The following is a 23,648-nucleotide window of genomic DNA, read 5'->3' as shown; positions in this document are numbered from 1 at the left end:
ACTATAAATCTTCCAGTAGTAAAAGATAAAGATTTTTAGTACTACTACCATAGGTTAGAAAATCATCTGAATTTTCTTTGGTAGCTTTAAAGTGTTTTAGGGTTGTTATATTGGCCGGAATTTTTTGACCGTATTTCTTTTTAATAGTTTTTAAACCTTCACCAATATTTTCTACCAATTGACTTGTAGTTGCAAAAACAACTACATTACTTGGTAGTTCATTTACTTTTTTCTCAAGTAATTGATTAGAGCAAACTAAAATACTTCCGTTTTGGGCTATTAAATGCTCACAGGTGGTAAAGAATACTTCACTTTGCCTGGCATTATCGGTAAAAGTAATCGGTTCCTTTGAAAATTTTTGGGCTAGCCTTTCATTGAGAACAAAGAAAGGCTCGCTTTCCCAATTATTTTCAGTTACTATATTTTGTATAGCTCGTGACACTTCTATGTCAGAATCACAATAGATAAACTTTCCACCATTTTGCTTGAAATGAATGGTAAATTTCTCGTCAACGGGAATATTTATATCAGGCATATGGTCTCCACGCGTTTCCGCTGTTTCTTTCGAAACTTTCTTCTTACCACCACCAAATAAAATATCTAAAAACCCCATTTATACTATTGAACTAATTGCTAATCTAAAGTAGTGCAATTTTACTTATTTTCAGTAATTTCTTGCTCCTCTGTAGAATTGTTTTCCTCTTCTTCTTTAAGTTTCTTTTCGTTTTCTAATGCTAAAACATCCTTTTCGAAATTACGCTTTCCAAAAATCTTTTCTAAATCTTCCTTAAAGATAACCTCTTTCTCTAACAATCGTTCGGCCAAAGTGGTAAGTTTATCTTTATTGTCTGTTAATACCTTAATTGCTCGTTGGTATTGCTCTTCTATGATTTTAGAGATTTCTGCATCAATTTTACGAGCGGTATCTTCACTGTAAGGCTTAGAGAAACCGTAAGAATCTTGACCAGATGAATCGTAGTACGTTGTATTACCAATAATATCGTTAAGACCATAAATGGTAACCATTGCTCTTGCTTGCTTGGTAACTTTTTCCAAATCACTTAAAGCACCGGTAGATATTTTATTGAAAATAACCTTTTCTGCAGCTCTACCGCCCATTGTTGCACACATTTCGTCCAACATTTGTTCTGGTCTTACGATTAAACGCTCTTCCGGTAGATACCATGCAGCGCCTAATGACTGTCCTCTAGGTACAATAGTAACTTTTACCAATGGAGCAGCATGTTCCAACATCCAACTTGTAGTTGCATGCCCTGCTTCGTGATAAGCTATAGTTTCTTTTTCACCAGGGGTAATTATCTTGTTTTTCTTTTCAAGACCACCAACGATTCTATCAACGGCATCTAAGAAATCTTGCTTAGTAACCGCTTTCTTTTCGTTACGTGCAGCTATTAATGCCGCTTCGTTACAAACATTGGCAATATCTGCACCAGAGAAACCAGGAGTTTGTCTAGCCAAGAAATCCAAGTCTAAAGTTTCAGCTGTTTTGATAGGTCTTAGGTGAACCTCAAAAATTTCTTTACGTTCACGAATATCCGGTAGGTCAACATAAATTTGTCTGTCAAATCTACCGGCACGCATTAATGCCTTGTCCAATACATCTGCACGGTTGGTTGCTGCCAATACAATTACATTGGTATTGGTTCCAAAACCATCCATTTCGGTTAGTAATTGGTTCAAGGTATTTTCACGTTCGTCATTTGAGCCCGTAAAATTGTTTTTACCTCTAGCTCTACCGATAGCATCGATCTCATCGATAAATATAATGGCAGGAGATTTGTCTTTTGCTTGCTTAAATAGATCACGTACCCTAGAAGCACCAACACCTACGAACATTTCTACGAAGTCTGAACCGGATAGCGAGAAGAAAGGCACTTTAGCTTCACCGGCAACTGCTTTGGCTAAAAGGGTCTTACCAGTTCCTGGAGGACCTACTAATAATGCTCCTTTAGGTATTTTACCACCTAATGAGGTATACTTGTCTGGGTTTCTTAAAAACTCAACAATCTCTTCAACCTCTTCTTTGGCACCTTCTAGACCTGCAACATCTTTAAATGATGTTCTTGTATCGGTCTTTTCGTCAAATAATTTTGCTTTCGATTTACCAATGTTGAAGATTTGCCCACCGGCACCGCCGCCGCCGCCGCCAGACATTCTGCGCATTAAGTATATCCAAATACCAATGATCAATACAAAAGGTAATAATGATAATAGGAAATCTAGTATAGCTGTTGATTCTTTACCAAATTCAATAATGGTATCTAAATTGTTCTCTTTTTTGATGTCGGTAATTTCATTTTGAAATATTTGAAGATCACCGTAATCTAAAGTGTATTGAGGAACATTGCCAGACGAAGGAAGAAAAGACTTCTCATTGACATCTTTGTGAACATCTTTAGAAATAGCTTCATCGGTCAAAAAGACTTTTGCTTGATTTGTATTTGTGATGATTAAAATCTTTTTAACATCACCATTTCTCAAATACTGCTGTAATTCTGAAGTAGTCGTTTTTTGTGTGCTAGCTAAATCATCACTATTGAATAATTGAAACCCAATAAGTAATACTGCTACCAATCCGTAAATCCACCAAGAGCTAAACTTTGGTTTTTTCGGATTTGTTTTGTTTTCTTTTGCCATTTTAATTTTTTATTGATTTACGCTACTTTCTATTGTTGTGAATTTTGCATCTCCCCATAAACCTTCTATGTCATAAAATTCTCGAACTTGCTTTTGGAATACATGGACCACTACATTAACATAGTCCATTAATACCCATTCGGCATTGTCCTCGCCTTCTACGTGCCAGGGTTTATCTTGAATCGCTTTACTTACTGTTTTTTGGATAGAACCTACGATAGCATTTACATGCGTATTGGAAGTACCGTTACAAACTATGAAGTAATCACAAACGGTATTCTCAATTTCTCTTAAATCTAATAGATTGACATTTTGTCCTTTTACCTCGTCAACTCCTTGTATAATTAATGCAATTAACTCATCTGCGCTAGTTTTACTTTCCTGCATTCAAAAATTTTAGTTTTTACAAAGTTATTATTTTTTTGTTCTTTTAGGTCTAGTTTTTAACAATACATTAAAGTTTCACAATAAGGTACGTCAAATGCAAATAATCAAACTTGATGCCACGCAATCAACAAACACCTATTTAAAAAATTTGTCATTTGAAAGAGCGTTAGAAGATTTTACTGTCATCACCACTAAAAATCAAACATCGGGTAGGGGACAATTAAATGCGGTGTGGGAGTCTGAACCTGGTAAGAATCTAGCTTTCAGTGTTTTGAAAAAAAATATTGATATTCCAATTCAACGGGTTTTTCTTGTAAGTGTTTGTGTTTCATTGGCTATTGTAGAGAGTTTAAAAGATTTTGGAATACCTAATTTGAGTATTAAGTGGCCAAACGACATTCTGTCAGGTAATTACAAAATCGGAGGTATATTGATAGAAAATATTATATCGGGCTCAACAATTAAACGTAGTATTATAGGTTTTGGGTTGAACGTAAATCAAAAATCATTTAAAAATGCGCCTCATGCATCTTCGTTAAAAATGATTACGGGTACTGATTATGATCTTGATGAAGTGTTCTATTCCCTGGTAGAACATCTACACCAAAATTTGATCAGACCATTTCAATTGCGTGAAAAAGAATTATATACACAATACCATACCCACTTATTTAAAAAGGGGCAAACCAGTATTTTTAAGCTTCCGAACGATGAGCAAATTACGGGTACAATAGAAAAGGTTTCCATTGACGGTAAATTGGTCGTGAAACTAGTTAATGGTGATTTTAAGGAATTCGGATTAAAAGAAATACAGTTACTGTATTAGATTTTACCCAAATTAGTCGATAGTGTATTTATGAAATTAGTGATAGGCGATTTTATCATCATGGCCATCATAGCATTGAACTCACCTTTGAAGCTTAAAACAACTTCACTTTGTTCGCTACCAACTTCACTAATGTCTGCAGTTAACGTAAATGGTAATTTTTCACTGGCAGCACCCAAAACTAATTGATCAAAAGGTGTTTGCTCCTTTTTTTCTAAAACTATTTCTGGCATACCCTTTAAAGCAAAAAGAAACCTATTTTCATTAAGAACTTCGAACTTATCGATATTTTCGGGCATTAACTGTCTAAAATTAGATAGGTCGTTCAAAAAGTTGAAAGTTTCTTCTTTACTTTTTGCTACTTGTGCCTTAGGCGTTTCTATAAACATATATTATTTATTTGTCCATTGTGAAGGGTCTTTCCTCCATTCCATTAATGTTGTTAATTGTTCTTCTTTTACATAACCTGTATCCGAAGCTTGTTCAATTAAATGGGCGTAATTGCTTAACGTATGCAATTCAGTATTTTCTTCCTTAAAGTTTTTATCAGCAGTTTCAAATCCGTAGGTAAAAATGGCCAACATTCCCTTAACATTGGCATCTATAGCTTTAAGGGCCTTTACTGCATTTAAACTGCTTTTTCCTGTACTGATCAAATCTTCGATTACAACCACTGTTTGATGGGCTTCTAAATGACCTTCGATTTGATTTTGACGACCATGAGATTTAGGTTCAGGTCTTACATATACGAACGGAAGGTTAAGTTTATCTGCCACTAAAGCACCAATGCCAATTGCACCTGTGGCAACACCAACAATACAATCTGGCTTGCCGTATAATTGCTCAACTTGCTTCGCCATTTCATCACGAACGTAGTTTCTGATAATAGGGTAAGAAAGTAATATTCTGTTATCGCAATATATAGGAGATTTCCATCCAGAAGCCCATGTAAAAGGATTTTCGGGATTCAATTTAATTGCATTAATTTGCAAGAGAAGCTCTGCTGTTTTTTTTGCAGTGTTTTTGTCTAAAACCATGACGCAAATGTATAAAGTTTTTGTTAATGAATTGCCTTTGATTTTAACAAATAAACTCTCTGATACTACAAACGGTGAGTATTTTTTGTTAAATAAGGAGTCTATTGAAGAGGCGATAAGTTCATTGAGGAAGGGGAAGTTGGAGGAAGCGTTCATATACCACCCGAATCACGATGAAATTTTAAAAAAGTTTACGGAATATATTCCACTGGTTATTGCTGGCGGTGGTGTTGTATATAATAAAGAGAGAAAGGTTCTTTTTATTTATAGAAACGATAAATGGGATTTGCCGAAAGGAAAACTCGATAAAGGTGAAACCATTGAGGAGTGTGCCATACGTGAGGTAGAAGAAGAGACCGGAGTAAAAGGTCTTAAGCTAGATAATTACCTGCGCACTACCTATCACCTTTTTAAACGTAACGGCACTACTAAACTAAAGCAAGTATATTGGTACGAAATGAGTACCGATTATGAGGGTAAATTAAAACCCGAAAAAAAGGAAGGCATCTTTAAGGTAAGATGGAAAGGTCCCGAAAAAATAAAAAAGGCTTTAGAAAATTCTTACGTCAATATAAAAATATTATTTCAAGAGGATTAGTATCAGTTTGGTATTCTATAGATAGGATATTGCATGTGAGCTTCTTCATAATGCTTACTGTGTTTAAATAACCATTTTAGTTGTAGGTACCAGTTGTTTTTAAAGTCTTGATCTTGATTCTTTTTAATGTCAAATTCAGTTCTTAAGATAGAATCATTTTTTAACATTTCTAGAGCGGTATCTTCAAATACGTAAGGTGAAAAACCTTCTTTTTGTTGTAAAATGGTATCAAAGAAATTCCAATTGAAAAATGAATCTATAGCACTAGGTTCTAAGGTTTCAAGTATATACCTAAGCCCTGGTTGGTCTGTAGGTATAATAATATCTCCTGCTTTAAATTCTTTTGAAATGTTGGCAGAATTTACTGAGGTATTATAATGAAGATAATGACCTTCGTAAGGAGATGTATATGTTTTGTAGTTGTCTATTTTATACGATTCAACCAAAAATGTAGAATCTTTTTGTAGTTCGGTATATGAAATGTTATTGAGCTCTAATCGCTTTATGACATTATGCCACTGCTTACCGATGATGTACGCTTGAGGTATGCGTATGGAGTCTGAGGCTTTAAAGTAATCTTGATACGTTACTTCTTTTTGGGTGGGGATTTCTCGATTATATTTTAATCTTTTAAAGCCGGTAATTTCACTAATAATGGTATCTGCTTTAAATCCTTTGAAAACATAATTTGAAGTTTTGGTCGTATCCAATTGCCATTTTAGCGGGTAATAATCACTTTGTTGTAGAGCGGCATTGGCAACATTGCGCATTTCTTTAATCTGTTTACCATCTTTCTCTGCAATGGCAATCATTTTTAGCATAAGCTGGTAAGTGCCGGCTACGCGTTTATCGTAAGGTTTTAGCATATGCGTCTCTACCATCATACCTACGGTATTCCATAATGTGGTATAACCGGTAGAATATCTCGGGTGATCCATAAATTGTTGAAATCCATTTTCGGGCGGAGCGTTGAATACATTTACATAGGGTGTAATTTCCCACCCATCGTTGAGCAATGAATCCTGTAATTGGGGCATTAATTGATCATGAACATAATCACCTAAGGCGCCACCTAATTTATTGTGTTGTGTAAAAAGGTGGGTAAGGGTGTACTGGTAGTCAGCACCGTTACTAACGTGGTTATCTATAAAAATATCAGGATTTATTAAATGAAATATTTCAGTAAAAGTTTCAGTGTTTTTAGTATCCGTTTTAATGAAATCCCTATTTAGATCATAGTTTTTGGCATTACCCCTAAAACCATATTCTAAGGGTCCATTTTGGTTGGCTCTAGTAGTGCTATTTCTGTTAAGGGCACCACCAACATTATAAACCGGTATGGTAGCAATTATTGTCTCCTCCGGAGCTTTGATTTCTTTACTAGCTAAATCTCTAAATAGAAGCATTGTAGCATCAATACCGTCGCTTTCACCGGGGTGAATACCGTTATTAATCAACATCATTGTATTGTTCTCTGCTAATTTTTTAAAATCAAAATCACCTTTGCCGCTATACGTAACCACATGCAAAGGTTTACCACTATCGGTAGTACCAATGGTTTGTATGTTTATACTGGAAAATTCCTTGGACAGTTTTATATAAAAATCAATTACCTGCTCGTAGGTAGCTGTTTCCGTTTTGTTAGAAGTTTCAAAAGGGGTAGGGAAATCGGTTTTGGTATTTTCAACTTTATTCTCGCAAGAGAGCAATGTAAAAAACAATAATAGCGGTAATATCGTTTTCATGAACTATCAATTAAATAGGTTAAATGCCAGTAATTGATAGTAAAAATAATAATTACTTTATTGCTTTAAGCAACTTGGGTAATTTCAACGATTTTATTTCTATCGATCGGTTTTTGATTGAATGTAATTAAATGATGGCTTTTTCCTTTAAAATACTCCCATTGCTGTTGGTCACGAGGGTCAATGGAAGAGGTGACAATATTGATTCTGATTTTTTCCGTAATCGGAAGGTTGATAAAAGCTTCTAAAAATTCCCACCCATCCATAATGGGCATGTTAATATCTAAAAATATTATCTGTGGAATTTGCTGCTTGCTATTAAAAAATTCGTTCATAGCGTCTATAGCAATTTTGCCATTTGCATACGATGCTATAGAATTGCACTCTACACTTGAAGAAATTAATTTTCGTAAACCGAAAACGGTAATTGCATCGTCATCAATAATAGTGATATCACTAATTTTTTTCATTAAAGAAAATTTTAAATTCTGTACCTTTTCCTACAACACTACTAACTTCAACTTTACCGTTCATAGCATCAATTTGATTTTTGGTAAGGTAAAGACCTATACCTCTGGCGTCTTTATGATCATGAAATGTTTTATACATGCCAAAGAGCTTTTTGCCATACTTTTCTAAATTTATTCCCAGTCCGTTATCTGCAATGGTCAATATTGAATAGTTATCTTTTTTCTCTGCACTTAAAATTACTTTAGCATCTCTTTCTGGGTGTTTGTACTTAACGGCATTAGAGATAAAGTTCGTTAAAATACTATCTAAATATGCCGGTACAGAATGAACCATAAAGTCCTCCGGTACATTGTTTTCAATGGTGGCATTGTTATTTGAAAGAAGTGAAGATAAATGTTGTTTAGTATCTAATATCTTGTCATTTAGAGGTAACTCCTTTATTTCAATATTGGTATTCGTGTTTATGGAAACAACTTCATTCAAGTTGTCTAAAGTTTCAAGTAAATTATTAGAAGCTTTGGTAAGCATTTCCACAATTTTTGTTTTCTCATTCTCGTCTTCTTCATTTTCCAAAAAGTTTAAAAGCATGGAGAAATTTGCAGAATGAGAGCGCAAATTATGGGAAACTATATGAGCAAAGTTTAATAATTTTTTATTCTGAACAGAGGCAATATTAATAATGTTACGTAATTCTTTTTCTTTTTCCTTAAGTCTAGTGATATCCAAGCTTATACCAACAATACCATAGGCAATTCCTTTACTGTTAAGTAGCGGTATTTTAGAACTAAGAAAAGATGTTACCTTACCGTCTAATGTAGTTTTTTTAGTCTCCTTACCAATTACTGGTTTAAGAGTGTTCATTACTTTTAAATCCTCTGCACGAGATTTTCTGGCAGCTTCTAAAGGGTAAAGATCAAAGTCGTTTTTTCCAATAATTTCTTTTGGGTCGTTTACGCCTAAGTATTCACATTCAGCCTTATTGATCAGAACTTTTCTCGATTCAGTGTCTTTGATGTAAACATTAACGGGTAAGTTGTCTATAAGTGTTCTAAGTAATTTTTCGTTATCAATGGTTTTAGTATGTGCCTCTACCTGCTCGTGAATATCTTGAAAAGTACCTATTAAACCTACCATTTCCCCTTTATTGTAGATAGGTTTTCCCCCAGCCATTACCCATTTTTCTTTTCCAGAGGCGGTTACAATCTGTAGTTTTAAGTTGCTCCACGTTTTGCCTTTGTTCTGTGCTTCAAATAATGCCATGGAAATAGTATTTCTACTATGCCCTTCTTTATAATAGAATAAAGCAGTTTCTATATTAGGGGTGAAATCTCTCGGTACTTCATGTATTGCCTTTGTGGTTTCGCACCAAAACAATTTGTTTTCGACAATATTATATTCCCATCGACCAATTTTAGTGATTTCGGCTTGTTGTTGTAGAAAAAGTTCTTTTTTATTTAGCTCAAGCTCATTTTTTACGGCGTCGGTAATGTTGCTCAATTGAATGATTGCTCCAACGATATTTTCATCAACGTCGTACCAAGGTGCGTTGGTCCACTCAAACCAAAGCTCTTGTCCGTCGCAATCAATGGCTTTGTGTATGCCCATTGGTTGTGAATTTCCCTTAAAACAATTTTCTATGACCATTTTCCATTTATGGCTTAACTCGGGAAAAACTTCAAATAAGCTTCCTGAGTTAGAGCATTCGTCATTTTTATTAAAAAGGCTCGTCCATTTGTCAGAGGTCTGAACAATGTTAAAATTAGTATCAATGAAGGCAGTTGGTGCCGGTAATTGTCTAATTATGTACGAGGCGTTAGATGTTAGGGGAACTTTTATCATGCCGCTGAAATTTCTTACGAATTTAAAGGGATTGAAACAGTTAACTGTATAATTGTTGTGAATGCTATCATTTACGTTGTAAAAGAATTAAAAATCAGATTTTAAACTGGGTTATTATTTTTTGTTAAAGTGAAATCTAAAAATAGAACCCTGCCCAGGATTACTTTCTACAGTAATTTTACCTTTCATAGCTTCCATTTGATTTTTTGTAATGTATAAGCCAATACCCCTAGAATCTTTGTTTCTATGAAAGGTTTTGTAAAGCCCGAATAATTGGTCGCCATATTTTTCTAAATCAATACCCAAACCATTGTCTTCAATACTTAAAATAGTATAATTTTCATTTTCTTCTGCACTTAAAATTATAATAGGCGTTTTGTCTTCACTCCTATATTTTATGGAATTGGTAATGCAGTTGGTCAATATACTGTTTAAATAAGCAGGCAAAGCTTTAATGGTAACGTCGTCTGGTATTTCATTAATGATTTTACCATTTGTCTGTTTTAAAAGCCCAGCTACATTCTGCTCAACGATAAAAATACTATCGTTTAAGCAAAGTGATTTCTTCTCATTATTTACATTAGATTTCACTGCTACGATCTCCCTAAGACCTTTAATGGTTTCAGATAGATTGTCGGATGCATTGAAAAGCATCGTCATAAATTTATTTCGTTGAGTAAGCCCTTTTTCATCGTTTAGAAAATTTAAAAGCAATGAAAAGTTTGTAGCATGGGTTTTAAGATTATGTGAAACCATATGAGCAAAGTTGAGAAGCTGGTCATTTTTTTCCCTTGATGCGTTAATGGTATTTTTTAACCTCTTTTCTAATTTAGTTTGAGTTGTAATATTCTCAATAGTACAAAGAATGCTCTTTTTGTTATTACGTCCTACAAGCAGATTTCCAGTAACCTTTAGATTCAACTGATGTTTTAATTTGTTTGAATATGTAAATTTCTCAGGTTTAAATACACCGTTATTTTCTAATTGTTGCATTAGGTTGTCTGATTTGCTAATGAGCGTTGAACTCACGAAACTCTTAACACTCTTATTCAGGAAATAATTTTTGTCATGACCAGATAGTTTTAAAAATTGTTGATTGACATTTATAATTCTTCCAGTACTAAAATCTACAATAGCTAGACCTAATGGTATTTTCTCAAATAACGGGTATTCGTTAAGCTCGTTTTCTAGTTTAGTAAGCTGTATGTCAATTTGATTTATTTCATCAACTTCTTGAATAGTGCCAATAATTCTGGTGCACTTACCGTCTTTAAACTTTGGTCTGCCAATGGTGTTTACCCAAATAATTTTCCCATCTTGTTGTTGTAGCTGAGCTTTTACGTTCCAAGGTTTACCTGAGTTGATAGCTTCATCAAGTGCCTTTTTTATGATATCTTTAGATTCGTCTACGTAGAAGTCGATGGCATTATCTAAAGTAGGTTCATAATCTACTTTTAAACCATATATCTTGTTCACCACTGGTGTCCATTGTAATAAGTTGTTAACGACATCGAGCTCCCAACTTCCTATTTTTGCAACAGACCTTTTATTATTAAGCAATAATTTTGTCTTGTTCAGTTCCAATTCCAACTCTTGGGTTTTGGAAATAGGTTCTGTTTTTATGATTACGCCAATGATATTACCATACCCATCTTTCCAGGGGTTTAAATGCCAAATGGAGTCTTCAGATGAGTAATGGGAATTTTTAGCGTTGTACTTAAATTTAATATCCCTTAAACCATCTAAACTATACTTTAACCGTGTAGTAAGTTCTTGAGAAAGTTCAGGGAAAAGACTATCAAGGTTTTTACCTTTTATTTGATCAAGATCAAATTGAAAATTGACTAACCACCTGGGTGAAGCACTTATAAGATTGTAATCGGTATCTATGATGGCAATAGATGATGGGATTTGTTGAATCCAATCTAAAGAAAATGAAGAGCTATTTTTTGATTTTAGCATAGGTGGAAAGAATTTTCCTACTAAATTATAAGAATATTCCAACCTTACCTTGTAAATTGTTGTGTTTTTGCGAAAAAGTGTGGTTATACGCGCCTTTTATGTTGTCTGGTCGATGAAATACGCTTATTTTCTTACAGAATCAGGTACTAAGCCAGTGTAATCGCCACCATTGCGAATTACATCTCTTACTATAGATGAACTTATATATGATTTGCCCGATGAGGTCAATAAAAACACGGTTTCTATCTCAGATAATTTTCTATTTGTATGGGCAATTGCCTTCTCAAATTCAAAATCTCCAGGGTTGCGCAATCCCCTTAAAATAAAATTAGCATCTACTTTCTTACAAAAATCTACTGTAAGCCCTTCGTATGATTTTACAGAAATTGATGGTACATCTTTAAATGCCTCTTCTATAAATTTTATACGTTGTTCTAAGCTGAACATGTACTTTTTATCTGCATTTTTTCCTATGGCAATTATAATCTCATCGAATAAAGTGATGCCTCTCATAATAATGTCATGATGGCCTAAAGTCAATGGGTCAAAAGAACCGGGAAAAATTGCTCGTCTCATATAAAGATTTTACTTGCTAAATATAGGCAATTTAAGATAATGCTTCGGTTATAGCGTGTTCAAATAACATACCCAATTCAATGCCTGCTTCTTTTGCTTGTTGTGGTAAAATACTCTCAGTGGTTAAACCAGGTGTAGTATTCATTTCAAGCAAATATGGTTCGTTTCTAATAAATATAAATTCACTTCGAGAAAAGCCGGTCATTTTTAAGACATCATATATCTTTATTGAAGCTTTTGTAACTTTCTCCAATTGTTCGGCATTAATTCTGGCCGGTGTTATTTCTTGCGATTTACCCTCATATTTGGCTTGGTAGTCAAAGAAATCGTTCTCAGATACTATTTCGGTGATGGGGAAAACAGTTGTTTCGCCTTTTAGTTTTAATACACCAACAGATACTTCTGTACCTTCTAGAAAACCTTCTATAATTATTTCATCATCTTCTTTATATGCAGTTTCTATGGCACCTTTTAATTCTTCGGCTTTATATACTTTGGTAATACCATAACTACTACCAGATTTATTTGCTTTAACGAAACACGGCAACTTGACTTTTTCAATGATTTCGGCTTCGTTGATTGGGTCTCCTAAATTTAAATAGTATGATGGCGCAGACTTAATTCCGTAAGGTTTAAGAACGCTTAATAAATCCCTCTTGTTAAAGGTTAGAGCTGCTTGATAAAAATTACATGATGTATGTTTAAGACCTAAAAGTTCAAAGTAGGCCTGCATTAATCCGTCTTCACCTGGTGTGCCATGTATGGCATTAAAAACACAATCAAAAGTTATAGATGTACCGTTAAGAGGTATTGAAAAATTATTACGGTCTACAGGTGTTTCGTTTTCCTCATCATCGACATAGACCCATTTATCTTTAAAAATATGAATTCTAAACAGGTTGAACTTTTCCTTATCTAGGTAATTATAGACCACATTACCACTTTTAAGTGATATTTTATATTCACTAGAAAAGCCCCCCATTATAATTGCAATATTTTTTTTCATCTGTATGGTCTGTTAAAATGCTATAGCAAAGATGGAGCATTGAAATAAAATAAAAAAGAAAACCTTGTTCATTCATGAACAGGATATATAATTTTTGGATATGCATTAACTATAAACGTAAGCTCATTAAAAGGTAAGGGGGCATTTACTATATTTGTCTGGTCAAATAATTTGTATGAGAAATTTTTTCAATTTTTTAAAAAGTAAGACATTTTTAATTCAACTTGGTCTTGCGTTACTGGTACTAATCATCATCATTTTTCTTGTGTTAGGGTACCTGAAGAGTACTACCAATCATGGTGAGTTTGTAGAAGTGCCAGACTTTTCTAAAAAGTCGGTAATGGAAATGAGAAAATCTATAGAACAAGCCGGATTGCGATATGAGGTGTTGGATTCTGCAAATTATAATCCAGATTACCCAAGGTTTTCTATCATAGAACAAAACCCTGCGGCAGGATCAAAAGTTAAGGAGAACAGAAAAGTATATTTTACGGTCAATCCATCAGGATATAAAAAAGTTACCGTGCCCCAAATAATTCAGGTGACCAAGCGCAATGCCTCTTCTATGTTAAAGGCAGTAGGTTTAGATGTGCAACGGGTTACCTATATTGATGAGTTAGGTAAAGACATGGTCTATCGTATTAAATTTAAGGGTAAGGATATTAAACCAGGCGATAAGCTGCCCAAAACTTCTAAGATAGAATTGATCTGTGGTAATGGAAGCATTACCGAAAGGGCAATTATTAAATCTGAATCTGAGGATTAAATGGAAGATAACATGGAACGCCCAGAGAATGAAGATGGAGAACTTTTTGAACATCATAGGGTTGTAGCATCAAAAGGTCAAGTACCGCTACGTGTAGATAAATTTTTAATGAATTTTATTGAAAATGCTACGCGGAATAAAATACAGCAATCTGCCAAAGATGGTCATGTATGGGTAAATGATCAGATAGTAAAGTCTAATTATAAAGTAAAAGCTGGCGATGAGGTTAAGGTGCTTTTTGAGCATCCTCCACACGAATTTTTGTTGGTGCCAGAAGATATTCCTTTGGATATTGTTTACGAGGACGATGTATTATTGGTGGTGAATAAACCTGCGGGTATGGTGGTACACCCTGGGCATGGTAATTATACGGGAACTTTGATTAATGCCTTAATACATCATACCGATAATTTGCCGTCTAACAGTAATGAAAGACCAGGGTTGGTGCATCGTATAGATAAAGATACATCGGGTCTTTTAGTTGTGGCAAAGACCGAAGCTGCTATGACACATTTAGCAAAACAATTTTTCGATAAAACTTCAGAAAGGGAATATATAGCTTTGGTTTGGGGAAATATTGAAGAAGATGAAGGAACCATTGAAGGTCATGTTGGACGAAATCCTAAAAACCGATTACAGATGCATGTTTTTCCTGAAGGGGAGGAAGGAAAAGAAGCAGTTACTCATTTTAAGGTTTTAGAACGTTTAGGTTACGTTACACTGGTATCTTGTAAATTAGAGACAGGTAGAACGCACCAAATTAGGGTGCATATGAAATATATTGGTCATACCCTGTTCAACGATGAGCGTTATGGAGGTGAGAAAATTTTAAAGGGTACAACATTTACTAAGTACAAGCAATTTGTAGAAAATACCTTTAAACTATTGCCTCGGCAAGCGTTACATGCTAAAACGTTGGGTTTTGTACATCCGGTAACGGGTAAGCATATGAGTTTTGATTCTGAAATACCAGATGATATGGCGAGCGCTATAGAAAAATGGCGTAGTTATAGTAAAAATAGTACGGCATAAGATTTGTCAATACCACTATTTAAACTCTTTTTTATCTTTTGTAGGTGGTACAGTTGATCATGTTTATTTTTGGGTATTAAAATTGCATTATGAAAATTGTTATTTCTCCGGCAAAATCGTTGAATTACGAAAGTGAATTGCCAACAACTAAATATACATCTCCTGAATTTATCGATGATGCTGAAAAGCTGAACAAAGTATTAAAGAAGAAGAAACCTAAGGCACTTTCTGAGTTAATGTCTATTTCAGATAATTTGGCGCAATTGAATTGGCAACGCAATCAAGATTTTACTACACCATTTACCCCGGAAAATGCAAGGCAGGCCGTGTACGCCTTTAGTGGTGATGTATACCAAGGTTTGGATGCGTATACCTTATCCGAAGAAAAAATTGAGAAGTTGCAACAGACGCTTAGAATTTTATCTGGACAGTATGGTATTTTAAAACCGTTGGATCTAATGCAGCCATACCGATTAGAAATGGGTACATCTTTAAAAATTGGCAGAAAGAAAAACTTGTATGAATATTGGGGAGAAAGGCTTACAAATCATTTAAACAATGAAATGGAAGATGATGAGCTGTTGGTGAATTTAGCAAGTAACGAATACTATAGCGCATTAAAACCTAAGAAAATAAAGGCAGAAATTATTACTCCAATTTTTAAAGATTGGAAAAACGATAAATTAAAGATTATCAGCTTCTTTGCTAAAAAAGCTCGAGGTGCAATGGTAAGGTATATTATAGATTCTGATGCTAAATCTTTAAGTGACATTAAAGGGTTCAATTTAGACGATTACCAATTCAGCCAAGAACATACTTTAAAGGAAAACGAACCCGTTTTTATCAGATAAAATATAATTCGCTCTTTTTCGTTCATAGAGTATATAAAAATACGTTTATGAAAAGGGTATATCTGCTGTCTGTAATTTTTGTTGTTCTATTATTTTCTTGTACTGATAGGGATGATGAGGTTAACCTCGTTAATATTCGAATTCAAAATAGTACCGAGTTATTTTTTAATGAAGTAAGGGTAGCGGAAAAAGATACCGTTTATGAGAATATAGCAGCAGGTGAGTTTTCTAATTACATGGAATTCGAAACCGCTTTTGCCAATACCAGAATAACGATTCTTACCGATTCAACCAGCTTGAATTATTTTCCTACGGAGGTAGTTTCAGATTCTCTTCCCATAGGTTTTTATACGTATGAGATTTCTTTAGATGAAGATAACCAAGTAAATCTTACCTTTAGAATAGACGATTAAGACTATTTCTTTTTATTGATTTTAATTTTTTCCTCAACGGTAGGTCTTTTCTTAATTTTTCGTGGTCTTCTTGCGCCATAAGAATTGTTGGATATTTTCCCTTTTTTAGATTTTTTGTCTCCTTTTCCCATATCTCGTTGTCTTTGCTTTCTCTTAAAGTTAGTAAATTAGTAATGATCGATCTATATAATAGGCTCAAGAGAATAAAACACTAATGCAAAAGATATTCAAGCATATTCATCCTTATGAACCTTTTATTAATAATTCTACGGAAAAACTAATTGTAGGAACCTTACCACCTCCTCGTTTTACTACTGGAGATCTCAAGGAAGGAGATGTAAATTTTTGCTATGGAAGTAGAGATGGTCAGCTATGGCCTATATTAAATAAAATATTTGATCTTAATTTACAGTTTGAGACTACTCAAAAGGCGATAGACCAACGAAAATTATTTTTGAGGGAAAGAAAAATTGGTATTTGTGATATTGTAGCTTCTGCTGAAAGGATAAAAATAGACGCTTCTGATTTAGGCATGAAAAACATACAATTAAGGGATGTTTTAGGATATCTAGAAAAGTACCCAAAAATTCATACCCTTCTTTTTACAGGTGGAAACAGTAAAAACGGACCCGAGTATTTTTTTAGAAAACACTTAAAAGAGAAATCTGTAGTACTCAAATCGGTTTCAAATGATGTGCCTAGAATTCATGAATTTGAACATCCTTGTTCCAATAAGGTAATAAGAACGGTTTCATTAACGGCACCTTCTGGAGCAGCAAATAGGGCAGTGGGTAGTCTTGAACTTTATAAGACGTTGAAGAGGCAAAATCCTAAGTTCAATACGATAGATTTTAGGGTTTTACAGTATAAGCATCATTTTTAAAATTCAAATGTTAGTGGTGTTGGGTGTAAAACTAAAAAGAGTCTTGCTTTTAAGACAAGACTCTTTTACGAGAACACTATATGAAAATGAAAAAATTTTTTACTTATTTACATTGTAAAGATATATAGCTGTTCGTGTTTTTTGGAATATTTGTTGTCAATACAGACAATTTTGTGGTATACGACCATGAATATGATATTTCACAAAAATGATTCTCTAAATTCTCTTGGAATAGCGATATTTATGTTCGAAATTTAAAGAGTTTGCCGTAATGGTACGGCCAAAAGTTTTTAATATATGCAGCAAAAAGAAAGATTGGCAGAATTTAAGAAGTCTGTCCAAAATAAATTTAATGTTTATAATAGCCTATTCTTAAATCTACCCTACGAGAATATCGAAAATGTGGGTATGTTGATTCCTTTACTATTGAATCAATCGGAAAAGGGATTAAGTAATGGTCTAAACCCAAAAGAAATTCTTGAAAATTTTTTCGAGAACTTCGTAGAAATTAAATCCGAAAAAGAGCAGATAGACTTTATGTTCCGCATTATACAGTATGTGGAGAGACAAGTGGTTCTTTATGATAGTGTTGAAGACGCAGCGTTTCCTAAGTTACACAAGCATTCAAGCTCCCTATCCTTAAAAGATTATTTTCAGCTTGTAGAAAAGAATAAATCTTGGGATACAATTTGGGATAAGTTGAGCACTTTTAGTGCGCGAATTGTATTAACGGCACACCCAACTCAATTCTATACCCCGGCAGTATTGGATATTATCACTAATCTTAGAACCTTAATTTTAGAAGATAAAATCGATGAAATAGATGTGGGTTTACAACAGTTAGGTCTTACCTCGTTGATTAATGCTAAAAAGCCAACTCCTTTAGATGAAGCCAAAAACATCATCTATACATTAAGACATGTGTATTATGATGCTATTGGTGATATGTACGCATATATAAAAGGGAGTACAGGGTCAAAGCAATTTGAAAATCATGATATTGTAAAACTAGGTTTCTGGCCAGGTGGAGATAGAGATGGTAATCCGTTTGTAACTGCCGATATCACTAGAGATGTAATGAACGAACTTCGTTTAACATTAATGAAGTGTTATTATAATGATTTAAAGGGATTGGTGCATAAACTAACCTTTAAAGATGTACAAGAACCTTTGCAGAAACTTAGAGCCAACCTTTATACGGCTATGTTCGATAGCTCTAAGGATATTGGCTATGAAGACTTGATTGTTCCTTTAGAGGAAATACAATCGATACTAATGGAAAAGTATCAAAGCCTTTACCTTAAGGATCTTGAAAAGTTTATCGATAAGGTAAAGATTTTTAAAGTTCACTTTGCAACCATAGATATTCGTCAAGACCACAGTATGCATACCAAGGTAATGGTAGAGGTTTTAAAAAAGAACGGTTTTATAAAATCGGAACTGAGCGAGTTATCTGAAGAAAAATTATTAGATATTCTTTTGCATGAAAAGTTGAATTTATCTGCAAGTGATTATGAAGAGGAGATTGTAAAAGATACTATTAAGAACATACTTCAATTACAGACCATTCAAGCTAAAAATGGAGAAGAGGGTTGTAATAGGTACATCATCAGTAATTCTGAAGATAAATTCTCTATTCTTTTCGTTTATGCATTGTTTAGATGGTGCGGCTGGGCAGATAAGGAAATTACGTTTGATATAGTGCCGTTGTTTGAAACCATGAACGGTATGGATACTGCTCAAGATACCATGAGATTTTTGTTCAGTTTACCTGAATACAAAGCACATTTAGCGAATAGAAATAATAAGCAGACCATTATGCTAGGTTTTTCTGATGGTACTAAAGATGGTGGTTATCTTAAAGCAAATTGGTCGATATTGAAAACCAAAGAAGAATTATCGGAAGTTTGTGATGAACATGATATAGCGGCCATTTTCTTTGATGGTAGAGGAGGTCCACCGGCAAGAGGAGGAGGAAAAACCCATCGTTTCTATGCTGCGCAGACAAATAAGGTTGCCAATAATGAAATTCAGCTTACCATTCAAGGGCAAACCATTACAAGTACTTATGGTACAAAAGAGCAGTTCATTTATAATAGTGAGCAATTATTGACTGCCGGTCTGTCTAATACCATTTTAGAAAAAGAGATCGTTATTTCAGATTCAGATAGAGAATTGATTGAAGAATTATCTGAATTGAGTTTTAAAAAGTACGATGATCTAAAACATCATGATAAGTTTATGCCGTACTTGGAAAATATGAGTACGCTTAAATATTATACAAAAGCTAATATTGGTAGTAGACCAGGTAAAAGAGGGAATAAAGCCAAGCTTGAATTGTCTGATTTAAGAGCAATATCATTTGTAGGTTCTTGGAGTCAATTAAAGCAGAACGTACCTGGCTATTATGGTATCGGAACCGCATTGGAGAAGCTCGAAAAGGATGGAAGGTTCGAAGAGGCTAAAAGGTTGTACCAAGAAGTGCCGTTCTTTCAAGCGTTGATGATGAACAGTATGATGAGTCTTACCAAATGCTATTTTGAATTGACCAGCTACATGAAAGAAAACGAAGAGTATGGTGCTTTTTGGGAAATTCTACATGCAGAATATGAATTGTCTAAAGAGATGCTTTTAAAACTTTCCGGTATGGAAATCTTAATGAAGAAAGAAGCAATTTCTAGAGAATCAATTAAAATACGAGAAAGTATAGTATTGCCGTTATTGGTTATTCAACAATATGCCCTACAAAGAATAGGTGAGGGAACAGAATTTAAAGAATTGTATGAAAAAATAGTAACTAGATCTCTTTATGGAAATATTAATGCCAGTCGAAATTCGGCATAAAGTATTTAAGTTATAATATAAAAAAAGCCCGATTCAAATTATGAATCGGGCTTTAGTTTTATATTGATGTAGAGTACTATTTTTTGTTTTGTTGATTCTTAATAGTTTCCTTGTCAATATCAAAATTGTTAGTGTCTATATCAGTGTTTCCCGTAGGGTTTGTGGGATTGTTCTGTTCTACTTTTCTATTAAACTTTTTTCTATCTTTTATAATTCCCATAGTTCTATTTTTTTAGGTTCAATTTTAAGATACCAAATAGAAGACAAGAACTGCGTTAATTGCTTTATAAACCTTTGTTATAGAATGTTAAACCAAGCTATTCAGCTTGATTTGGACTAAGCAATGCATAAAATAATTCTATGCCATAGGCTATCTGTCCAATTTTTAAATTTTCATTTGGGCTATGTTGATTATTGTCTGGGTTTACCATCGGAACAATAAACGCAGGAATTTTTAATTCATTGATGAATGGCGAAATAGGCACGGTACCTCCCATTATACGAATCTGAACAGGTTTTTCTCCAAATTTAGATTCCATAGTCTTTACGATACCATTACCAAATGGATTGTCTAGTTCAGTACGGAAGGCATCGGTTACAGAACCCTCTTTAATAGTAACGATTTTGTCATATTTTACACGGTCTTCCATTGTCGGTTCAGTGTTCATTACATGGTAACCTTGATTTTTAATATGAGCTTTTACCAGGTTTTTAAGTTTTGTTCCATCACTTTCGGGCACTAACCTTAAATCTAACTCTGCAGTGGCAGTGGCAGGAACAATTGTTCTAGCTTGGTCACCAATCCATCCAGAGCCTAAACCTCTTATGTTCAAAGAAGGATATTGTAATGATTCTTGGTAAAAGCTACCCACTTTTTCTGGGCTTGATATTGCCAAGTTTTTATTGATTTTTTCTATGTTATCAGGTACACTTTTTAAAATTTCTAGTGTTGCATCATCTAAAGAAATTCCATCATAATACCCCTTTATCAATACTTTGCCATCAGCATCTTTCATTGTAGCTAAAAGCTGTGTTAATTGAAAACCTGGGTTAGGTGCATAATTTCCGTAATGACCACTATGTTGAGGTTTTATTGGACCATAGGTAGTAATTGATAACGTTGTGATTCCTCTACAGCCATATACGATGGTAGGTTTTCCCGAAACATGAACAGGGCCATCATTAATCACCAAGAAATCTGCCTGTAATAAATCTTTATAGGTTCGAACCGCTTTTGGTAACGGAGCGCTACTTTTTTCCTCTTCACTGTCCAATATAACTTTTACGTTATAAGGGATATCGATATTATCTTTTTTAAGAGCATCTATGGCATTTAGAAACATGATAATTGGTCCTTTGTCATCAGAGGTAGACCTACCAAAAAGTCGCCAGTCATAATTGATGTCATCATTCAAATCTGAAAAAGATTCGGTTTTCCAGCCTTCATTAGTTTTAGATTTCAAAACTATTTTGTAAGGATCTGCCTGGTCCCATTTAGTGGCATCAACAGATTGCCCATCTAAATGCATATAGAATAAAATAGTAGGCTTATTATCGTCCATTGGTAAGGCGGCAAAAAATAGCGGAAGGCCTTCTGTTTCTAAAATGGTACTGTTAAAACCTCGTTCAGTAAATTTTTTTCTAAGCCAAAAAAGGTTGGTATCAATATCATCGGCATTCAATGCGTCATTTGGTATGGCAACAAATTCCTTTAATTCACCAATGGCATTTGCAACCTTTGATTTTATTAAAATGGAGTCTTGGGAATGGGCAGTAAATAGGGATAAAAGGAATGTGAGTGTAAGTAGTTTTTTCATTTTATTTCTCATCATAATATTCCTTAAATGTAATGAAAATAGAGTGAAAAACACGCCTTACTAGTAATAACATAGTTTATGACAAATCCTACATTTGAATAAAAATATATGAATAATAATATTATTTTTTTTTGATGCGAATTTTGATTTTTGAATTCATAAATTGTATTACTTTGATTAGTTTTTAATTTATAAAAAATGAAAAATTTTATTCAGTATATTTTGATTGTTTTCTTTCTAAACGCATGTTCAGATGATACTACTGCTGAGGTGGAAGAAATTGATTCTGGAAATATTGAAGTTACCGTTTTACTGGGAGGCGAAGCTGCAATTGATGCAGTGGTAACTACGAATCCAGAAACTAAAACATTGATTGTCGGTGAATCTGGAGCAGTGGTTTTTGATAATATAGATCTAGGTAATTATGTAGTTAATGTGGTATTAAACCAAAATCCAGATTTTATATATTTTCAAGAAGTTATACTTACTAAAAACGTAACAGAAAAGATTATTTTCAATATCCCTGAAATACCTGTCGTAACAGAGCAAGATTTGGATATTGATTTTTTATTAAATCAATCTTATCAGAATCTGCAATCAATATTTAATGCGGATGCGTATTTATCGTATTGGGGAGATACTGGTAGTGATATCTTAAAAGCTAATCCTAGTTTTGATAGTAATCTAATTGATTTAGATGCATATTCTTTTAATGCTCAATCTACTATAGTAAATCAGGTTTGGGCAGAACATTATATTCAGATAAGGGGTACGAATTTGGGCATAGACTATTTATTGGGTCCTTCAAACGTTGTAACCAGTGATGTTAATAGAGAAGAATTAGAAGCGCATTTTAAATTTTTAAGAAGTTTATTGTATTTCAATCTAATAAAAATTTATGGTAATCCGCTTTTAAGTATAACAGCCGAAATTGATTTAAGCGGTCCTCCAAATTACCCTCAAAATCCAAATACCACCTACGCTCAAATAGAAGAGGATTTGCTTTATGCAATTGAAAATTTACCAGTTTCAAATAGTAATGATCGTGCAAATCAGTGGAGCGCAAGATTTTTGTTGGCCAAGGTCTATATGACCATGGCCGGTTTTCCCTTAAATGAATTCAGTAAATACGGTAGTGCTTTGGAACAGTTAAGAATTCTTCAAGGGCAGTATGAATTAATGACAGATTATAATTCAGTTTTTAACGTAGAAAATGAAGCCTCAAATAGTGAAATTCTATTTAAAATCACTTTTGATGGAGGTGAAGACTCCAAAAGTGCAATTAACGATTATTGGGGTCCTTTGGGTATCTCTTCAAAAGATGCTCTGTTGCTTGTTTCTGGTTTCGAAAATTCGTTCAATAGTTCATTATCATTTGAAAATCCTGTAAGTTTTCCGATAGAAATTGAAGACAATCGGTTTAAAAATTCGATAGCGACATTCTCTATATTTGGTAATAGTGTCGTTAATGAAGAAAATCCAAAGAATTGGAGACCTTTAAAATGGTATAACGGAGAATTACCGGATGCAAATTTTGAGTCTACATCGTTTGACTATCCTGTTTTAAGATATGCTGATGTATTGTTGTTATTAGCTGAAGCTGAGAATGAAGTAAATGGGCCAACTTCCTTAGCTTATGCGGCGATAAATCAAGTTCGGGAAAGAGCATTTGGGAATACCGAGAACGATGTTCCCGGTAATCTTAATAAGGATCAATTTTTTAATATAATATATTTAGAGCGAAAATTAGAATTATGTTTTGAGGGTCATAGGCGAGACGATTTAGTTAGATGGAACAAGCTTCAAGATGTCATCGATAATTTTAACTCTACTAATGACTTTTCTAAAGATTATCAACCACACGAGTACGTTTGGCCGATACCGCAATCGGAAATAGACTTAAATCCAAATGCGATACAAAATCCAGGTTATTAGAA

At 33.9% G+C, this 23,648-nt stretch carries 23 protein-coding genes; 9 read left to right on the top strand and 14 right to left on the bottom strand.

Annotation, left to right across the window (positions count from 1 at the left end; translation table 11 throughout):
- Position 1 precedes the first annotated feature (1 nt).
- From EXIGUO8A_RS02540 to rsfS, 3 genes are read right to left on the bottom strand one after another with little or no spacing between them, the layout of a single operon-like run.
- The gene (locus tag EXIGUO8A_RS02540) at positions 2-613 is read right to left on the bottom strand and encodes an LUD domain-containing protein (RefSeq protein WP_116769958.1); all 612 of its coding nucleotides are present in this window, start codon (positions 611-613) and stop codon (positions 2-4) included.
- Positions 614-654: 41 nt separating this feature from the next.
- Positions 655-2,658, bottom strand: coding sequence for an ATP-dependent zinc metalloprotease FtsH (ftsH, locus tag EXIGUO8A_RS02535; RefSeq protein ID WP_116769957.1), 2,004 nt, complete (start codon positions 2,656-2,658; stop codon positions 655-657).
- A gap of 9 nt (positions 2,659-2,667) precedes the next feature.
- The gene (rsfS, locus tag EXIGUO8A_RS02530) at positions 2,668-3,045 is read right to left on the bottom strand and encodes a ribosome silencing factor (protein ID WP_116769956.1); all 378 of its coding nucleotides are present in this window, start codon (positions 3,043-3,045) and stop codon (positions 2,668-2,670) included.
- Positions 3,046-3,139: 94 nt separating this feature from the next.
- Here rsfS and EXIGUO8A_RS02525 point away from each other — a divergent pair, with 94 nt between their 5' ends.
- Positions 3,140-3,871, top strand: coding sequence for a biotin--[acetyl-CoA-carboxylase] ligase (locus tag EXIGUO8A_RS02525; RefSeq protein ID WP_159301816.1), 732 nt, complete (start codon positions 3,140-3,142; stop codon positions 3,869-3,871).
- Here the strand turns inward: EXIGUO8A_RS02525 and EXIGUO8A_RS02520 are convergent.
- Both EXIGUO8A_RS02520 and pyrE read right to left on the bottom strand, forming a co-directional pair.
- Positions 3,868-4,260, bottom strand: a complete 393-nt coding sequence (locus EXIGUO8A_RS02520; protein ID WP_159301815.1) for an SRPBCC family protein — start codon at positions 4,258-4,260, stop codon at positions 3,868-3,870. The two genes, EXIGUO8A_RS02525 and EXIGUO8A_RS02520, sit on opposite strands and share 4 nt — an antisense overlap.
- 3 nt (positions 4,261-4,263) lie before the next feature.
- Positions 4,264-4,908: an orotate phosphoribosyltransferase gene (gene pyrE, locus EXIGUO8A_RS02515; protein WP_159301814.1), complete on the bottom strand. Its 645-nt coding sequence runs from the start codon at positions 4,906-4,908 to the stop codon at positions 4,264-4,266.
- Positions 4,909-4,915: 7 nt separating this feature from the next.
- Between pyrE and EXIGUO8A_RS02510 the strand changes: the two genes are divergently transcribed.
- On the top strand, positions 4,916-5,506 hold the full coding sequence (locus tag EXIGUO8A_RS02510) for an NUDIX hydrolase (RefSeq protein ID WP_159301813.1): 591 nt from the start codon (positions 4,916-4,918) through the stop codon (positions 5,504-5,506).
- Positions 5,507-5,508: 2 nt separating this feature from the next.
- Here EXIGUO8A_RS02510 and EXIGUO8A_RS02505 read toward each other — a convergent pair whose 3' ends face one another.
- The 6 genes from EXIGUO8A_RS02505 to EXIGUO8A_RS02480 form a co-directional block, all read right to left on the bottom strand.
- Positions 5,509-7,251, bottom strand: coding sequence for a M14 family metallopeptidase (locus EXIGUO8A_RS02505; RefSeq protein ID WP_159301812.1), 1,743 nt, complete (start codon positions 7,249-7,251; stop codon positions 5,509-5,511).
- 65 nt (positions 7,252-7,316) lie between these two features.
- Positions 7,317-7,721, bottom strand: a complete 405-nt coding sequence (locus EXIGUO8A_RS02500) for a response regulator (protein ID WP_159301811.1) — start codon at positions 7,719-7,721, stop codon at positions 7,317-7,319.
- Positions 7,708-9,561 carry a PAS domain-containing sensor histidine kinase gene (locus EXIGUO8A_RS02495; protein WP_159301810.1) on the bottom strand — a complete coding sequence of 618 codons (1,854 nt, stop codon included), beginning with the start codon at positions 9,559-9,561 and terminating at the stop codon, positions 7,708-7,710. Before EXIGUO8A_RS02495 ends, EXIGUO8A_RS02500 begins: the two co-directional genes overlap by 14 nt.
- Positions 9,562-9,675: 114 nt before the next feature.
- The gene (locus EXIGUO8A_RS02490; protein WP_159301809.1) at positions 9,676-11,523 is read right to left on the bottom strand and encodes a PAS domain S-box protein; all 1,848 of its coding nucleotides are present in this window, start codon (positions 11,521-11,523) and stop codon (positions 9,676-9,678) included.
- A gap of 123 nt (positions 11,524-11,646) precedes the next feature.
- Positions 11,647-12,099 (bottom strand): pantetheine-phosphate adenylyltransferase, encoded by a 453-nt coding sequence (coaD, locus tag EXIGUO8A_RS02485; RefSeq protein ID WP_116769948.1) that lies wholly within the window; start codon positions 12,097-12,099, stop codon positions 11,647-11,649.
- Between the two features lie 31 nt (positions 12,100-12,130).
- Positions 12,131-13,105, bottom strand: a complete 975-nt coding sequence (locus EXIGUO8A_RS02480) for a D-alanine--D-alanine ligase (RefSeq protein WP_159301808.1) — start codon at positions 13,103-13,105, stop codon at positions 12,131-12,133.
- Between the two features lie 175 nt (positions 13,106-13,280).
- Here EXIGUO8A_RS02480 and EXIGUO8A_RS02475 point away from each other — a divergent pair, with 175 nt between their 5' ends.
- From EXIGUO8A_RS02475 to EXIGUO8A_RS02460, 4 genes are all read left to right on the top strand, one after another.
- Entirely contained in the window at positions 13,281-13,871 is a 591-nt protein-coding gene (locus EXIGUO8A_RS02475; RefSeq protein WP_116769946.1) for a PASTA domain-containing protein, read from the top strand.
- Positions 13,872-14,903 carry an RluA family pseudouridine synthase gene (locus tag EXIGUO8A_RS02470; protein ID WP_159301807.1) on the top strand — a complete coding sequence of 344 codons (1,032 nt, stop codon included), beginning with the start codon at positions 13,872-13,874 and terminating at the stop codon, positions 14,901-14,903.
- Between the two features lie 89 nt (positions 14,904-14,992).
- A complete protein-coding gene (gene yaaA / locus EXIGUO8A_RS02465; protein WP_159301806.1) occupies positions 14,993-15,754 on the top strand; it encodes a peroxide stress protein YaaA in 762 nt (253 codons plus the stop codon).
- A gap of 47 nt (positions 15,755-15,801) precedes the next feature.
- Positions 15,802-16,167 carry a hypothetical protein gene (locus tag EXIGUO8A_RS02460; RefSeq protein WP_159301805.1) on the top strand — a complete coding sequence of 122 codons (366 nt, stop codon included), beginning with the start codon at positions 15,802-15,804 and terminating at the stop codon, positions 16,165-16,167.
- 2 nt (positions 16,168-16,169) lie between these two features.
- Here EXIGUO8A_RS02460 and EXIGUO8A_RS02455 read toward each other — a convergent pair whose 3' ends face one another.
- Positions 16,170-16,298: a 30S ribosomal protein THX gene (locus tag EXIGUO8A_RS02455; protein ID WP_076551090.1), complete on the bottom strand. Its 129-nt coding sequence runs from the start codon at positions 16,296-16,298 to the stop codon at positions 16,170-16,172.
- 83 nt (positions 16,299-16,381) lie between these two features.
- Between EXIGUO8A_RS02455 and EXIGUO8A_RS02450 the strand changes: the two genes are divergently transcribed.
- Entirely contained in the window at positions 16,382-17,050 is a 669-nt protein-coding gene (locus EXIGUO8A_RS02450; protein ID WP_159301804.1) for a uracil-DNA glycosylase family protein, read from the top strand.
- 297 nt (positions 17,051-17,347) lie between these two features.
- Entirely contained in the window at positions 17,348-19,894 is a 2,547-nt protein-coding gene (locus EXIGUO8A_RS02445) for a phosphoenolpyruvate carboxylase (RefSeq protein ID WP_159301803.1), read from the top strand.
- A gap of 76 nt (positions 19,895-19,970) precedes the next feature.
- Here the strand turns inward: EXIGUO8A_RS02445 and EXIGUO8A_RS02440 are convergent, their stop codons facing one another.
- Positions 19,971-20,114 (bottom strand): hypothetical protein, encoded by a 144-nt coding sequence (locus tag EXIGUO8A_RS02440; RefSeq protein WP_164674133.1) that lies wholly within the window; start codon positions 20,112-20,114, stop codon positions 19,971-19,973.
- A gap of 97 nt (positions 20,115-20,211) precedes the next feature.
- Complete coding sequence (locus EXIGUO8A_RS02435; protein WP_159301802.1) at positions 20,212-21,711, bottom strand: M20/M25/M40 family metallo-hydrolase; 1,500 nt, start codon at positions 21,709-21,711, stop codon at positions 20,212-20,214.
- Positions 21,712-21,909: 198 nt separating this feature from the next.
- On the opposite strand from EXIGUO8A_RS02435, the gene EXIGUO8A_RS02430 reads away from it, so the two are divergent.
- Positions 21,910-23,646: a RagB/SusD family nutrient uptake outer membrane protein gene (locus EXIGUO8A_RS02430; RefSeq protein ID WP_159301801.1), complete on the top strand. Its 1,737-nt coding sequence runs from the start codon at positions 21,910-21,912 to the stop codon at positions 23,644-23,646.
- Positions 23,647-23,648: the final 2 nt, after the last annotated feature.

The sequence above is a fragment of the Maribacter litoralis genome, from assembly GCF_902506355.1.
Classification (GTDB): domain Bacteria; phylum Bacteroidota; class Bacteroidia; order Flavobacteriales; family Flavobacteriaceae; genus Maribacter; species Maribacter litoralis.
The sequence above is the reverse complement of the archived record's forward strand: the minus strand, read 5'-3'. Positions and strand labels throughout refer to the sequence as shown.

Excerpts from the sequence above, each read along its gene's own strand:
- EXIGUO8A_RS02540 (WP_116769958.1), bottom strand. The coding sequence starts at position 613 with ATGGGGTTTTTAGATATTTTATTTGGTGGTGGTAAGAAGAAAGTTTCG.
- ftsH (WP_116769957.1), bottom strand. The coding sequence starts at position 2,658 with ATGGCAAAAGAAAACAAAACAAATCCGAAAAAACCAAAGTTTAGCTCT.
- rsfS (WP_116769956.1), bottom strand. The coding sequence starts at position 3,045 with ATGCAGGAAAGTAAAACTAGCGCAGATGAGTTAATTGCATTAATTATA.
- EXIGUO8A_RS02525 (WP_159301816.1), top strand. The coding sequence starts at position 3,140 with ATGCAAATAATCAAACTTGATGCCACGCAATCAACAAACACCTATTTA.
- EXIGUO8A_RS02520 (WP_159301815.1), bottom strand. The coding sequence starts at position 4,260 with ATGTTTATAGAAACGCCTAAGGCACAAGTAGCAAAAAGTAAAGAAGAA.
- pyrE (WP_159301814.1), bottom strand. The coding sequence starts at position 4,908 with ATGGTTTTAGACAAAAACACTGCAAAAAAAACAGCAGAGCTTCTCTTG.
- EXIGUO8A_RS02510 (WP_159301813.1), top strand. The coding sequence starts at position 4,916 with ATGTATAAAGTTTTTGTTAATGAATTGCCTTTGATTTTAACAAATAAA.
- EXIGUO8A_RS02505 (WP_159301812.1), bottom strand. The coding sequence starts at position 7,251 with ATGAAAACGATATTACCGCTATTATTGTTTTTTACATTGCTCTCTTGC.
- EXIGUO8A_RS02500 (WP_159301811.1), bottom strand. The coding sequence starts at position 7,721 with ATGAAAAAAATTAGTGATATCACTATTATTGATGACGATGCAATTACC.
- EXIGUO8A_RS02495 (WP_159301810.1), bottom strand. The coding sequence starts at position 9,561 with ATGATAAAAGTTCCCCTAACATCTAACGCCTCGTACATAATTAGACAA.
- EXIGUO8A_RS02490 (WP_159301809.1), bottom strand. The coding sequence starts at position 11,523 with ATGCTAAAATCAAAAAATAGCTCTTCATTTTCTTTAGATTGGATTCAA.
- coaD (WP_116769948.1), bottom strand. The coding sequence starts at position 12,099 with ATGAGACGAGCAATTTTTCCCGGTTCTTTTGACCCATTGACTTTAGGC.
- EXIGUO8A_RS02480 (WP_159301808.1), bottom strand. The coding sequence starts at position 13,105 with ATGAAAAAAAATATTGCAATTATAATGGGGGGCTTTTCTAGTGAATAT.
- EXIGUO8A_RS02475 (WP_116769946.1), top strand. The coding sequence starts at position 13,281 with ATGAGAAATTTTTTCAATTTTTTAAAAAGTAAGACATTTTTAATTCAA.
- EXIGUO8A_RS02470 (WP_159301807.1), top strand. The coding sequence starts at position 13,872 with ATGGAAGATAACATGGAACGCCCAGAGAATGAAGATGGAGAACTTTTT.
- yaaA (WP_159301806.1), top strand. The coding sequence starts at position 14,993 with ATGAAAATTGTTATTTCTCCGGCAAAATCGTTGAATTACGAAAGTGAA.
- EXIGUO8A_RS02460 (WP_159301805.1), top strand. The coding sequence starts at position 15,802 with ATGAAAAGGGTATATCTGCTGTCTGTAATTTTTGTTGTTCTATTATTT.
- EXIGUO8A_RS02455 (WP_076551090.1), bottom strand. The coding sequence starts at position 16,298 with ATGGGAAAAGGAGACAAAAAATCTAAAAAAGGGAAAATATCCAACAAT.
- EXIGUO8A_RS02450 (WP_159301804.1), top strand. The coding sequence starts at position 16,382 with ATGCAAAAGATATTCAAGCATATTCATCCTTATGAACCTTTTATTAAT.
- EXIGUO8A_RS02445 (WP_159301803.1), top strand. The coding sequence starts at position 17,348 with ATGCAGCAAAAAGAAAGATTGGCAGAATTTAAGAAGTCTGTCCAAAAT.
- EXIGUO8A_RS02440 (WP_164674133.1), bottom strand. The coding sequence starts at position 20,114 with ATGGGAATTATAAAAGATAGAAAAAAGTTTAATAGAAAAGTAGAACAG.
- EXIGUO8A_RS02435 (WP_159301802.1), bottom strand. The coding sequence starts at position 21,711 with ATGAAAAAACTACTTACACTCACATTCCTTTTATCCCTATTTACTGCC.
- EXIGUO8A_RS02430 (WP_159301801.1), top strand. The coding sequence starts at position 21,910 with ATGAAAAATTTTATTCAGTATATTTTGATTGTTTTCTTTCTAAACGCA.